We start from the raw sequence: 11,937 nt of genomic DNA on the forward strand, positions 1-11,937 counted from the left end.
TTATTATGGCGGGTATTGCTGATTTTCTTGATTCCTTGATCGGTGGTTTTGACCTGATTTGTTTTTGTTTGGCAATCGGTGGCCTGTTTTGGGGGGCATTTATTTTGCGCCCGTGGCATCAGCAGAATGGATACAACGCCGAGTTGCTGAAAAGTACCATTACCCTGATCTACAAAGGCGGTTTTTTGCTGGCAGCCGCACAGCTCTTCAAGATTATCCTTAAAATATGGCTCATGACAGCCTTGCTGAATAAATGGCCGTTTCCAGAGTTTGCCGAAACCACTCAGTTTATCGGCGGTATAGTGCGGACTTTGTTGACATTAGTGTTGGCGGGATACTGCTACCACTCCCTTCGTAATAACCTCAATTCCAAGCAGCATTGGCTTACTGCCAATTTGGTTGCCTTGCCCATGATTATATCTGGTGCGTGGTTAGTTCATGGTGCTGGTCGATTCGAAAATCAATTGTTTCTGATGTCGCTAACTGTGCTGCATCAAGTGGCAGCAGCCATCTGGATTGGCAGCGTATTCCAACTCGTCAACCTATGGTTTTTACGTTACCGCCAAAAAGTACCAGATACGCTGTGGCCGCAGTTATTAAACAAGTTTTCGCCGTATGGCATTGCGTCTGTTTTCGCTATTCTGCTATCTGGATTACCTATTGCCCTGCAATACATAGATACCTGGAACGGACTGATTGGCACGGGCTACGGCAACCTGTTAACCGTGAAAGTCGTCTTGCTTAGTATTGCCTTGGGTTACGCTTGGTTAAACCGTGCAGCAGTTTTAAGTTATGGCTCTACCGGAAACGGGTATGCCTTAACCAAGCGCGTACCTTACTACATCGAAGCAGAAACCTTTGTTTTGATTACCTTATTATTCACTGCCGCCAGCCTTGCATCGCAACCGCCAGCAATAGACATACCCAGTTTGACAGCCCGTTGGCAAGAAGTGTTAAGCACATTTACACCGCAAATCCCTTTGACTGATTCCCCAACCCACACGGCTTTGATTGCAGGAGAAGCAGGTAGGGTTGCCATAGTAGGGAAAGTGCCGTCCGTTGCAGCGACAGAATGGTCTAACTACAACCATAATATTTCCGGTATTTTCCTGACCGTGATGACCTTCTTCGCCATGCTTTCTTATGTACGGCATTTGCCAGCATTGCAAACAGCAAGGAATTTACTGACTTTTACTCAATACTGGCCTATCGGCTTTGTGGGATTAGGTATCTTCCTATTTTTTCGCAGTGATGCCGAAACTTGGCCTCTCGGCCCTATCGGGTTTTGGGAAAGCACGTTCAATAACGGTGAGGTGCTGCAACATCGGATTGCTACCTTATTGGTGTTTACTCTGGGTGTTATTGAATTGATCGCCCGTTTCAGCCGGAATCCTCGTCCAGGTTTGGTTTTCGCTTTTCCGATACTGTCTGCCTTTGGCGGACTGATGCTACTCACCCATTCGCACATCGGTTTTGAACCCAAAAGTGCCTTTCTTATCCAGGTTGGGCACACTACGATGGGCGTATTTTCATTGATTCTGGCTTGCGGTCGATGGTTGGAATTAAAATTGGACAGACCAGGCAAAGACATTGCAGGATTTGTTTCTGTTGCTGCGCTGTTTATTATTGGCCTTATCCTGATGTTCTACCGTGAGCCACTTTACTGAAATGAATACATCAACCAAACCTTCACTATTAAGCGCCATCGACTATCCTTCGGATATCAGAAAGCTAAAAAAATCACAACTTAAAGCCCTAGCGAAGGAGTTACGTGAATTCCTGACCCAAACGGTCAGCGTCTCCGGCGGCCACTTTTCGGCGGGCCTTGGCACGGTCGAGCTGACCGTCGCCCTGCACTACGTGTTCGACACCCCGGGCGACCAGCTGGTCTGGGATGTCGGCCACCAGGCCTACCCGCACAAGATATTGACGGGGCGCAAGGACAGGATGACCACGATCCGCACCCGCGACGGCGTGTGCGCCTTCCCAAACCGGTCTGAAAGCGAATACGATGCCTTCGGCGTGGGGCATTCCAGCACGTCCATCAGTGCCGCACTGGGAATGGCGATAGCGTCTGAACTCAAGGGTGAGCACAAGCACATGGTCGCCATCATCGGCGACGGCAGCATCACCGGCGGCATGGCGTTTGAGGCCATGAACCATGCCGGCGCAATTGATGCCAACTTGTTGGTCATTTTGAATGACAACGACATGTCGATATCGCCCAATGTCGGCGCGATGAACAATTACCTGACCAAGATCCTGTCCAGCAGGCTGTATTCTTCCGTCCGCGAGGAAAGCAAGAAAGCCCTGAGCAAGATGCCCAGCGTCTGGGAACTTGCCCGTCGCACTGAAGAGCACATGAAGGGCATGATTGTCCCTGGCACGCTGTTTGAGGAACTGGGCTTCAACTACATCGGCCCCATTGATGGCCATGATGTCGATATGCTGGTGGAAACCCTGGAAAGCCTGAAGCACATCAATGGCCCGCGGTTCTTGCACATCGTCACCAAAAAAGGCAAAGGCTATGCCCCCGCCGAAAACGACCCCCTGGCGTATCATGGCGTCCCGGCCTTCGACCCGACCCAAGACAGCCTGCCCAAAGGCAAGCCTTCGCCGCACCCCACTTATACCGAGGTGTTCGGCAATTGGTTGTGCGACATGGCAAAGCAGGATGAGCGCCTGTTGGGCATCACCCCTGCCATGCGCGAAGGTTCAGGCTTGGTCAAGTTCTCAGAGCAATACCCTAAACGCTACTTTGATGTCGCCATCGCCGAGCAACATGCCGTCACCTTGGCGGCGGGGCAAGCCTGCCAGGGCGCAAAGCCCGTGGTGGCGATCTATTCCACGTTCCTGCAACGCGGTTATGACCAATTGATACACGATGTCGCCATCCAGGGCCTGGATGTCCTGTTTGCATTGGACAGGGCTGGCCTGGTCGGGCCTGACGGCCCCACCCACGCCGGCAGTTTCGACCACAGCTACCTGGGCTGCATCCCGAACATGGTCGTCATGGCACCAGCGGATGAAAACGAATGCCGACAGATGCTCACCACGGGCTTCCTGCACGAAGGCCCGGCCTCGGTCAGGTACCCACGGGGCAAGGGCCCAGGCGTTGCCGTACAAGCAGAACTCACCACATTGCCCATCGGCAAAGGCGAAATAAAGCACCAGGGTGAAAAAATCGCCATCCTGGCCTGGGGCAGCATGGTCGCCCCGGCGCTCGAAGCAGGAAAGCAACTCAATGCCACTGTCGCCAACATGCGCTTTGTAAAGCCGATTGACGAGGAACTGATCTTACAACTGGCAAAAGACCACGAGATAATCGTGACGCTAGAAGAGAACGTCATCTCCGGCGGCGCGGGCAGTGCGGTCAACAGCTTCCTGCACAGCAAGAAGATCCTCAGGCACACCCTCAACATCGGACTACCTGATGCCTTTATCGAACAAGGTACACGGGAGGAACTACTAAGCCTTTGTGGGTTGGACAAGGGCGGGATTATTAAGCAAATTCAGGCTTTTTTGTAACCGAATTGGATTATTCGCTAGGATTGTAGTCTATGGATGCGGCCATTCTTACGTTCAACGGGAAAGCAGAATATTACACGGACGAATTGTGCTATATCAATGAGCTTTCCAATTCGCCAAATGACCCTGATGTTTCTATTGCCCACGCCAGAGTCCAAGCGGGTATAACGACAAGATTGCATCGATTGCGAGGTATAACCGAACGCTATGTGATTCTTGAAGGGCAAGGGCTTGTCGAAGTTGGCGAACTCGCACCACAGGTGATCAAGTGCGGTGATGTGATTCTGATACCTCCAGAATGTAAGCAACGCATTACAAACATTGGTACTGGCGACCTTGTTTTTCTGGCAATCTGTTCACCTCAATTCCAACAAAACGCTTATGAAGACATCGAAGACGAAGTGAACGTCAAGTAACCCATAAAATATTTTGGGATTTCCTGTTCAATTGAGTTTACCATTCCAAAAGATTGCTTTTATAGCAAGTGCCACATTATGGATTCGGCCTTTTGATATTTAAACCGTTCGTGCTGAGCTTGTCGAAGCACTCGCGCCTTTCGACAGACTCAAGGCGAACGGGAGTTAAGACTTCACAAGGCCGAACCTATAGATTGATTGGCTAAATGGCAAACCAAAAATAGGGTGGTATTGCGCAATGTTAGAAATCGTTACCTTACCCGTACTGACCGATAATTACATTTACCTTATCCATGATCCTGTTTCACTAGAAACAGCGGTAATAGACCCCGCACTTGCCCAACCTGTTTTAGATGTCTTGCAAGAAAAGGGTTGGCAACTAACTTATATTTTTAACACCCATCACCACTCAGACCATATAGGTGGCAATCTCCGGATCAAGCAACAAACAGGCTGTAAAATCATAGCAGCACAAGCCGATAGTGCCAGGATTCCCAGCATTGATGTCGGTGTCAATGAGGGTGATGTCATCCTATTAGGGCAACATAAAGCCACGGTTATTGCCACGCCCGGACATACTAGTGCGCATATTGTTTACCATTTTGTAGAAGATAATATCCTGATTTGCGGGGATACTTTGTTTGTGATGGGGTGCGGGCGTTTGTTTGAAGGCACTGCCGAGCAGCTATGGCATTCCCTGCAAAAGTTGAAAGCCCTGCCGAAAGCAACTAAGGTTTACTGCACCCATGAATACACCCAGATTAATGGTCGGTTTGCCTTGACAGTAGAGCCGCAAAATCTCGAATTACAGCAGCGGATGACTCAAATTAACCTCCTTCGCAGTAAAAATCAGCCAACCATACCCACGACCATTGCCGAGGAACTGGCAACCAACCCATTCTTCAGGGAAGACAGCGAGAATTTGCAAAAGACAATTGCTATGATTAACCGAAAACCAGTGGATGTTTTTGCTAAGATTAGGCTATTAAAAGATCATTATTCATAAAAATCATACTTACAGAGACCTTTGCACGGACAGCAGAAACTCCGGCTGATCGGTCAAAAACCGATTTTTTTGAATAGGCATTGGCCTTAATGGGCAATATTCGGCAGAAACCCGTAACGTGCGCTAGTGTAGGATGCGGTGAGGCACGAACCGCATCGTTCGCGTTGTCCGGGCAAACCCCCGCCAAGTTACATAATGCTTCGGATTATGCGAACAAACAAAGTGGGTTCGCCTTCCGCTTCGCCCCTTTTGTTCGCATAATTTGCACTATATAAAATGTCACTTGTTTTGCTGGGGTGCACCTCGTTTTAAATCTAAGGGATCAGGATAACTGAGCGTCTGCTTCGTAGGATTTAATAATTGTATGTCCAATTACAGCTCAGGCTCGATAGCGCCTGTTCACTAATTTTCAGTGCTAATTGAGAAAACACTGGACTACAAATCAGAATTTGTCCATTTATATTAAAATATAATGGACACAAGAGTAAATCCTAAGTTATTGAAATTGTAATAAAATAACGAGTCCATTTTTTAAAAACTTTTCCATACCATATTCGAATTAAGGAGTCCGCCAGAATTTGATTCTAAAAGTCCGCTTTCAGGAAAATTACAATATAGTACTAATCGTCGGGTAAGGGTCGGACTGTCCCTTCGGTAAAGGCCAAAAAATGAGATTGATGAATGGCGGGTATGGAGAAATAACATTGAAACATTAATGGGTTATATACCGAGAGGATCATCCTATAGAACCCAAAATAATTTTTGTGCAAAAGCGAGTGATAGTTTAGTATCACGCTTATGAAAACAGAACTTGTTACCACCTTAAAGTGCCAGACCACCAAAATCCTTGCCGAGCTGCATGAATCTAAAGAGCCTGTGCTAATCACCGAACACGGCCAGCCGTCGGCATACCTCATTGATGTTGATGATTACGAGCTTATGCAATCCAGGATGGGCATCCTTGAAGGCATAGCCAGGGGCGAAAAGGCAATTTTTGAAAATCGTACCTATAGCCAAGCGGAAGCCATGGAAAAAATGGCTCACATAATCTAGACAGAACCCGCTCTTTTTGACTTAAATGAAATTGCTGAATACATAGCGTTCGATAAGGTCGAGGCTGCTCGTCGCTAGGTCGATCAAGTTTTCAAAAGTGCGGGACAACTTGAACGGTTCTCTGAATTAGGGCGAAAACCGCCAGAATCGGACTGCCCGATGGCGGCTGCGGAACCATTGCTGTTGGTTTGGGTGGCCGTTAACCGCATTAGCAGCGATGGTGATGTGCTGTGCCCTGAAGAGCGCGTTTCCCTGCATCAAGCCTTGCGCTCCATTACGATTGACGCGGCTTTCATCTTGGGAGTCGAGTCAGAAAGTGGCAGCATAGTATCCGGCAAGACCGCCGACTTCACGGTGCTGGAGCAAGATCCTTACGAGGTTGCACCGGAGAAAATCAAGGATATTCCGATTTGGGGTACCGTCTTCGAGGGTCAACCATTCCCGCTCAAATCGATCTGATTGGCTATCGATGACAATTGCATAGAATACGGATGACATTGACACATCGGACTTAAACGATTTTATTTCTTTTATCCGCGCTTATCAGTCAAATCCGTGTCATCCGTGTTCTATTAGCCTAATAGCTGAATAGTTACAAAAACGAGGACATCAAATATGAAACCTAATCGAATGCTTATCAATATTTTTACAATCGCGTTAGCGGCTTTTGCTTTGACTGCCATCGCACAGGAAGGAATAAGCCCTGTGCCTGCCCCACAACTTCCTCAAAATGCGTTGACAACGATGACACTGGGAAAGATGTTCACCTACTTTATGGTGATGCTTGGGCCGATTAAGCTACTTGGTCCTTTTGTAAAAATTTCGCGCGGGATGGACGCTCCAGCATCCCGAATGCTTGCCGTAAAGGGTTTTGGGATAGCTTGTCTTGCTGGCGTAATAGCCGCCGTTTTAGGCAAGAATATCCTGGCAAATTGGGGCGTGTCGCTGCCTGCCTTACTGCTTGCCGCCGGGTTGGTTTTGCTGCTCGTCGCATTGAAATCCGTCCTATCACAATATGAACAACCGTCCGCCCCAACGACAGAAACGCAACCTCCAGCTAGATTCCTTGCCTTATCGCCATTAGCATTTCCAAATATCATCACGCCCTACGGCATTGCTGCGTTGATTTTGTTGGATGCTGCTACCCCACCTGAGCAAACCCTCTCCATATTGGGTGTGTTTTTGGCAGTGATGGTTTTGAACCTGATAGCCATGTTTTTTGCCAAGCCCATCATTAAATATTGTGCTGACATACTAACTATTTTAGGTGCAGTGTTGGGCGTACTCCAAGTAGCTTTAGCCATTCAGATGCTATTGTTGGCGTTCCGTATGTTGGGGATTGTTCCATAGCTTATCCGCTAGTAGCGGTCAAATAGGATTTCATGGTGGGTGGATTTAGTGCTGCGTTATTGCGCTTATTGATTTCAGCCGTTCTATTGGTACGGTAAATTTAGATTTAAGGATAAGATAATTGCATTAAGTTGGTGCAGGCTGGTACTGATTTGGACGTATCTGTATCGATTTTAATTTAACCCAACATACCCTGCTCAACAATAAAATCACTAATGTCCTTAAGGCCAACACCTGTTTTAAGGTTAGAGAACACGAACGGCCGCTTGCCGCGCATTTTTTTGGCATCTCGATCCATAACTTCTAACGAGGCACCGACATAAGGCGCAAGGTCGATTTTGTTGATGACCAACAGGTCGGAACGGGTAATGCCGGGGCCGCCCTTGCGGGGGATTTTGTCGCCTGCCGATACGTCGATGACGTAAATGGTCAGGTCGGCGAGTTCTGGGCTGAAGGTGGCACTGAGGTTATCGCCACCGCTTTCGACCATGATAAAGTCCAGGTCTTCAAAGCGCTGGCTTAACTCATCGACTGCCGCAAGATTCATGGACGCATCTTCCCGGATGGCGGTGTGCGGGCAACCGCCGGTTTCCACGCCTAGAATGCGTTCTTCCGGCAGGGCTTGGCTGCGGATTAAAAACTGTTGGTCTTCGCGGGTGTAGATGTCGTTGGTGACGACCGCGATTTCAAAATCACCACGCATCTGCTTGCATAAGGCATCCACCAATGCGGTTTTTCCCGAACCCACTGGGCCGCCGATGCCGACCCGTAATATGTGTTTGTTATTCATCTTACCCTCACGAACGAAATAATCTTGAATATTGCATTTCATGCCGACTGCTGGCTAAGGCCAAACCAAATGCGCTGCCACCGATTTCGGCATCTGTAAGCTGTAAAGCCTTATCAACCAAACCCGGTATTTTTGCGGCTAAATCCATTAATACGCGTTGCCCAGCCACTTGCCCCAATGGCACTAATTTGACGGCACATAAGACCTGGTTTTCCAGCCAACTCCATAAATAACCCAACATGGCTTGATGCTTAGAAACCCCCCACATTACTGCTGCGTAACTGAATATCGTGGCAAGCGTGGTTTCTGGCTTACGTATCCAGGCCTGCATTGTTGGCAATTCCATCTCAGTAAGCAACCGCGCCAAGGCTTGTCCGGTTTGCCGATCTTCCGCCCTGAGTTCGGCGGTTTCTCGGCAGGCGATTAACGTCCTGCTCCAATAGAAGACACTCTCTTCATTATGGTTATTCCATGCCACATAGAGCCTTGCCAATATTGGCAAATCGATACACGTTAAGCAACTTTCCATAATGCCACTGATCCATTCCTCTGCTTCGGATGAAGTGCGTATCCAGCCATCATCGACTGCGCGTTCCATGCCCTGGGAATAACTGTACATCCCGATGGGCAAGCCCGGACTGACCAATTGCAGCAAGCGCATCAACGCCAAATCAGTGGCCATGACCGTGATAAGCCCCTTGCTCCGGCTCAAAGGGCAGTGATTCATGGGTCACGGTTAATCCAAGTCCAGCCAGCATTTGGTCCAGGACGTGATCGGTCAAAAACCGTAGCTCGCCGGGTAGAATTTGTAAGGCAATATGACGATTACCCAGGTGGTAACAAGCGCGGGCAAATTGCAATGGATTATCGGTGCGGACTACAGACAATAACTCTGCTGCCGCATTCACCCGAACGCGATAATCATCATGACCCTTCAACACCAAGCCGTGACTTAACATTTGACCGCGTGGCAAAAAGATTCCAATCTTGGCACCACTATCGGTCTGGCTTAAGAGGCGGCTTTTTTGGCGGGTTTCATACGGCAAAGTCACCACATCATCAGTGCTTGCCGAGTCAGCCGTTAATTCAGTTAATTTCAACATAATCAAAATAAAAAATAGCGTTGGGCGAACGGTAATAGTGTCGCTGGTTCGCAGGTTAAAAGCTGGCCATCAGCACGAACTTGATAGGTTTGTGGATCAACTTCAATGTTCGGTTGGTAGTTATTGTGGATTAAATCTTTCTTGCCGATGGTGCGAGTGCCTTTTACTACGCCTATTTGTTTATTGAGTTTTAACGTTTTTGCAACGTCTGACTCGACAGCAACCCTGGGCAAAAAGAATAGTGATGTTGCCGATGCAGCCCTGCCAAACCCTCCAAACATCTGCCGATAATGCACCGGTTGCGGGGTAGGAATAGACGCATTCGGATCACCCATGGGGGCAGCGGCAATAAAGCCGCCTTTTAAAATAAGGCTAGGCTTGGTGGCAAAAAAAGCTGGATGCCACAGCACCAAATCTGCCAGTTTACCCGCTTCAATCGAACCCACTTCATGGGCAATCCCATGCGTAATGGCGGGATTAATGGTGTATTTGGCGATATAGCGTTTGATGCGGAAATTGTCATTTTGATGCCCCTCACCCCCAGCCCCTCTCGGCAACTGTTCCCGACGTTGCCCTACCTCCTGCATCCTTGCAGTCGTCCCAGAGGGCGAGGGGGGCGATAGGTGCCCACGCTGCATTTTCATCTTATGCGCGGTTTGCCAGGTGCGGATAACGACTTCGCCTACCCGCCCCATTGCTTGGGAATCCGAAGAAATCATCGAGAATGCACCCAAGTCGTGCAGTATGTCTTCGGCAGCGATGGTCTCGCGGCGAATGCGTGATTCAGCGAAGGCAACATCTTCGGCAATACCGGGGTCAAGGTGATGGCAGACCATCAGCATATCCAGATGTTCGTCTACCGTATTGACTGTATAAGGCCGAGTGGGATTGGTGGAAGAGGGCAGCACATTGGGTTCGCCACACGCTTTAATAATATCTGGGGCATGACCGCCACCCGCGCCTTCGGTATGATAGGTGTGGATGGTACGGCCTTTGAAGGCGGCGAACGTGTCTTCGACAAAACCGGATTCGTTTAAGGTGTCGGTATGGATGGCGACTTGTATATCATACTGTTCTGCCACATACAGGCAACAATCAATGGCTGCTGGCGTAGTCCCCCAATCTTCATGCAATTTCAGTCCCATTGCGCCAGCGCAGACTTGTTCTTCCAAGGCAGAGGGCAGGCTGGCGTTGCCTTTGCCCAGCAAACCGAAATTCATCGGGAAGTCATCCAAGGCCATCAGCATGTGACGGATATTCCAAGGCCCAGGCGTACAGGTCGTCGCATTCGTGCCCGTAGCGGGCCCTGTGCCGCCTCCGATCATGGTCGTCACGCCCGACATCAAGGCTTCTTCGATTTGTTGGGGGCAAATAAAATGGATATGCGCGTCGATGCCGCCCGCCGTCAATATCTGGCCTTCACCTGCAATTATTTCCGTGCCGGGGCCGATGACAATATCAACGCCAGCTTGAGTGTCGGGATTGCCGGCCTTGCCAATTCCGGCAATACGTCCGTTTTTGATACCAACATCGGCTTTGATTATGCCCCAGTAATCGACGATAAGTGCATTGGTGATAACTAAATCCACTGCTGTGAGGGAATCAAGCTGGCTTTGCCCCATGCCGTCGCGGATGACTTTACCGCCACCGAATTTGACTTCGTCACCGTAAACGGTGCGGTCTGCTTCAACTTCAAGAAACAGGCCGCTATCACCCAGACGTACCTTATCGCCTGTCGTAGGGCCGAACATATCGGCGTAAGCTTGCCTGCTAATTCGGCTCATCTATCTAACTCCAATGCACCCATCACAGCTTGGCGAAACCCGTAAATCCGACGTAATCCAGCGAATGCCACCAATTGCACTTCACGCTGTTGACCCGGCTCAAAGCGCACCGCTGTTCCCGCCGGAATATCCAAGCGAAAGCCACGGCTTGCTGCTCGATCAAAATGCAAGGCTGGATTGGTTTCAAAAAAATGATAATGCGATCCGACTTGGATAGGCCGGTCTCCGCTGTTGGCTACCAGTACATTAATTACCTCGCGTCCCACATTCAACTCTAGCTCGCCGTCAGCGGTAATGATTTCGCCTGGAATCATGGTGTTATTCCTATTCGATGGGGTTATGGACAGTCACCAGCTTGGTGCCGTCAGGGAAGGTGGCTTCAACCTGCACATCTGGCAGCATTTCCGCCACACCTTCCATGACATCATTCCGGAATAATAAGGTGCGGCCAAATTCCATTAACTCAGCAACCGTGCGGCCGTCGCGCGCACCTTCCATGATAGCTGCACTGATATAAGCTACGGCTTCTGGATAATTCAGTTTCAGCCCCCTGGCTTTGCGCCGTTCGGCTAACAGACCAGCGGTGAATATCAGCAATTTGTCTTTTTCACGGGGGGTTAATTGCATTGTTTCGAACCTATTTAAAATATTTTATGTCGCGGAGGTAGAGTTGAACTCCCGTATGCCGCGCCGAGCACTGTCGTTTTTGTCGGGAATAGCCCGAAGGGGCGCGGCAGGGAAGCCGCGCTTTGCCAGAGGGACAGGAAGTCCCTTCTGGCAAACCCCGACAAAAACGACGGAGCGCAGGAAGCAAGCGGCATCTGGGTCGCCTTTCTTTTGGATACTTTTCTTTGGCGAAGCAAAGAAAAGTATCTCGCCTGCCAGTGCGAGAACTGGTTTCTAAATA

At 49.3% G+C, this 11,937-nt stretch carries 14 protein-coding genes; 8 read left to right on the top strand and 6 right to left on the bottom strand.

Going from position 1 to position 11,937, the window contains the following annotated elements; translation table 11 throughout:
* Window positions 1-5 precede the first annotated feature (5 nt).
* From AC1YY3_RS03245 to AC1YY3_RS03275, 7 genes are all read left to right on the top strand, one after another.
* Window positions 6-1,667: a copper resistance D family protein gene (locus tag AC1YY3_RS03245; RefSeq protein ID WP_481823022.1), complete on the top strand. Its 1,662-nt coding sequence runs from the start codon at window positions 6-8 to the stop codon at window positions 1,665-1,667.
* A gap of 1 nt (window position 1,668) precedes the next feature.
* Window positions 1,669-3,528 carry a 1-deoxy-D-xylulose-5-phosphate synthase gene (dxs, locus tag AC1YY3_RS03250; protein WP_481823023.1) on the top strand — a complete coding sequence of 620 codons (1,860 nt, stop codon included), beginning with the start codon at window positions 1,669-1,671 and terminating at the stop codon, window positions 3,526-3,528.
* Window positions 3,529-3,560: 32 nt separating this feature from the next.
* The gene (locus tag AC1YY3_RS03255; RefSeq protein WP_481823024.1) at window positions 3,561-3,944 is read left to right on the top strand and encodes a cupin domain-containing protein; all 384 of its coding nucleotides are present in this window, start codon (window positions 3,561-3,563) and stop codon (window positions 3,942-3,944) included.
* Between the two features lie 238 nt (window positions 3,945-4,182).
* The gene (gene gloB, locus AC1YY3_RS03260) at window positions 4,183-4,950 is read left to right on the top strand and encodes a hydroxyacylglutathione hydrolase (protein WP_481823025.1); all 768 of its coding nucleotides are present in this window, start codon (window positions 4,183-4,185) and stop codon (window positions 4,948-4,950) included.
* A 798-nt stretch (window positions 4,951-5,748) separates the two neighbouring features.
* Window positions 5,749-6,003: a type II toxin-antitoxin system Phd/YefM family antitoxin gene (locus tag AC1YY3_RS03265; RefSeq protein WP_482194303.1), complete on the top strand. Its 255-nt coding sequence runs from the start codon at window positions 5,749-5,751 to the stop codon at window positions 6,001-6,003.
* A gap of 159 nt (window positions 6,004-6,162) precedes the next feature.
* The gene (locus tag AC1YY3_RS03270) at window positions 6,163-6,462 is read left to right on the top strand and encodes an amidohydrolase family protein (protein WP_482194304.1); all 300 of its coding nucleotides are present in this window, start codon (window positions 6,163-6,165) and stop codon (window positions 6,460-6,462) included.
* Window positions 6,463-6,618: 156 nt separating this feature from the next.
* Window positions 6,619-7,353 carry a MarC family protein gene (locus AC1YY3_RS03275; protein WP_481823026.1) on the top strand — a complete coding sequence of 245 codons (735 nt, stop codon included), beginning with the start codon at window positions 6,619-6,621 and terminating at the stop codon, window positions 7,351-7,353.
* 178 nt (window positions 7,354-7,531) lie between these two features.
* Here the strand turns inward: AC1YY3_RS03275 and ureG are convergent, their stop codons facing one another.
* The 6 genes from ureG to ureA are packed head-to-tail and all read right to left on the bottom strand — an operon-like array spanning window position 7,532 to window position 11,657.
* Window positions 7,532-8,143 (bottom strand): urease accessory protein UreG, encoded by a 612-nt coding sequence (gene ureG / locus AC1YY3_RS03280; protein ID WP_481823027.1) that lies wholly within the window; start codon window positions 8,141-8,143, stop codon window positions 7,532-7,534.
* Between the two features lie 7 nt (window positions 8,144-8,150).
* Window positions 8,151-8,825 carry an urease accessory protein UreF gene (locus AC1YY3_RS03285; RefSeq protein ID WP_481823028.1) on the bottom strand — a complete coding sequence of 225 codons (675 nt, stop codon included), beginning with the start codon at window positions 8,823-8,825 and terminating at the stop codon, window positions 8,151-8,153.
* On the bottom strand, window positions 8,815-9,246 hold the full coding sequence (ureE, locus tag AC1YY3_RS03290) for an urease accessory protein UreE (RefSeq protein ID WP_481823029.1): 432 nt from the start codon (window positions 9,244-9,246) through the stop codon (window positions 8,815-8,817). Before ureE ends, AC1YY3_RS03285 begins: the two co-directional genes overlap by 11 nt.
* A gap of 2 nt (window positions 9,247-9,248) precedes the next feature.
* The gene (gene ureC, locus AC1YY3_RS03295; RefSeq protein ID WP_481823030.1) at window positions 9,249-11,030 is read right to left on the bottom strand and encodes an urease subunit alpha; all 1,782 of its coding nucleotides are present in this window, start codon (window positions 11,028-11,030) and stop codon (window positions 9,249-9,251) included.
* The gene (locus AC1YY3_RS03300; RefSeq protein WP_481823031.1) at window positions 11,027-11,344 is read right to left on the bottom strand and encodes an urease subunit beta; all 318 of its coding nucleotides are present in this window, start codon (window positions 11,342-11,344) and stop codon (window positions 11,027-11,029) included. Before AC1YY3_RS03300 ends, ureC begins: the two co-directional genes overlap by 4 nt.
* A gap of 10 nt (window positions 11,345-11,354) precedes the next feature.
* A complete protein-coding gene (gene ureA / locus AC1YY3_RS03305) occupies window positions 11,355-11,657 on the bottom strand; it encodes an urease subunit gamma (protein ID WP_481823032.1) in 303 nt (100 codons plus the stop codon).
* A gap of 55 nt (window positions 11,658-11,712) precedes the next feature.
* Between ureA and AC1YY3_RS03310 the strand changes: the two genes are divergently transcribed.
* Complete coding sequence (locus AC1YY3_RS03310) at window positions 11,713-11,934, top strand: hypothetical protein (protein WP_482194305.1); 222 nt, start codon at window positions 11,713-11,715, stop codon at window positions 11,932-11,934.
* Window positions 11,935-11,937 lie beyond the last annotated feature (3 nt).

It is taken from the genome of Methyloglobulus sp., from assembly GCF_964779595.1.

What these genes read in the sequence shown, in the direction of transcription:
- AC1YY3_RS03245 (WP_481823022.1), top strand. Translation starts at nt 6, where the DNA reads ATGGCGGGTATTGCTGATTTTCTTGATTCCTTGATCGGTGGTTTTGAC.
- dxs (WP_481823023.1), top strand. Translation starts at nt 1,669, where the DNA reads ATGAATACATCAACCAAACCTTCACTATTAAGCGCCATCGACTATCCT.
- AC1YY3_RS03255 (WP_481823024.1), top strand. Translation starts at nt 3,561, where the DNA reads ATGGATGCGGCCATTCTTACGTTCAACGGGAAAGCAGAATATTACACG.
- gloB (WP_481823025.1), top strand. Translation starts at nt 4,183, where the DNA reads ATGTTAGAAATCGTTACCTTACCCGTACTGACCGATAATTACATTTAC.
- AC1YY3_RS03265 (WP_482194303.1), top strand. Translation starts at nt 5,749, where the DNA reads ATGAAAACAGAACTTGTTACCACCTTAAAGTGCCAGACCACCAAAATC.
- AC1YY3_RS03270 (WP_482194304.1), top strand. Translation starts at nt 6,163, where the DNA reads ATGGCGGCTGCGGAACCATTGCTGTTGGTTTGGGTGGCCGTTAACCGC.
- AC1YY3_RS03275 (WP_481823026.1), top strand. Translation starts at nt 6,619, where the DNA reads ATGAAACCTAATCGAATGCTTATCAATATTTTTACAATCGCGTTAGCG.
- ureG (WP_481823027.1), bottom strand. Translation starts at nt 8,143, where the DNA reads ATGAATAACAAACACATATTACGGGTCGGCATCGGCGGCCCAGTGGGT.
- AC1YY3_RS03285 (WP_481823028.1), bottom strand. Translation starts at nt 8,825, where the DNA reads ATGGCCACTGATTTGGCGTTGATGCGCTTGCTGCAATTGGTCAGTCCG.
- ureE (WP_481823029.1), bottom strand. Translation starts at nt 9,246, where the DNA reads ATGTTGAAATTAACTGAATTAACGGCTGACTCGGCAAGCACTGATGAT.
- ureC (WP_481823030.1), bottom strand. Translation starts at nt 11,030, where the DNA reads ATGAGCCGAATTAGCAGGCAAGCTTACGCCGATATGTTCGGCCCTACG.
- AC1YY3_RS03300 (WP_481823031.1), bottom strand. Translation starts at nt 11,344, where the DNA reads ATGATTCCAGGCGAAATCATTACCGCTGACGGCGAGCTAGAGTTGAAT.
- ureA (WP_481823032.1), bottom strand. Translation starts at nt 11,657, where the DNA reads ATGCAATTAACCCCCCGTGAAAAAGACAAATTGCTGATATTCACCGCT.
- AC1YY3_RS03310 (WP_482194305.1), top strand. Translation starts at nt 11,713, where the DNA reads ATGCCGCGCCGAGCACTGTCGTTTTTGTCGGGAATAGCCCGAAGGGGC.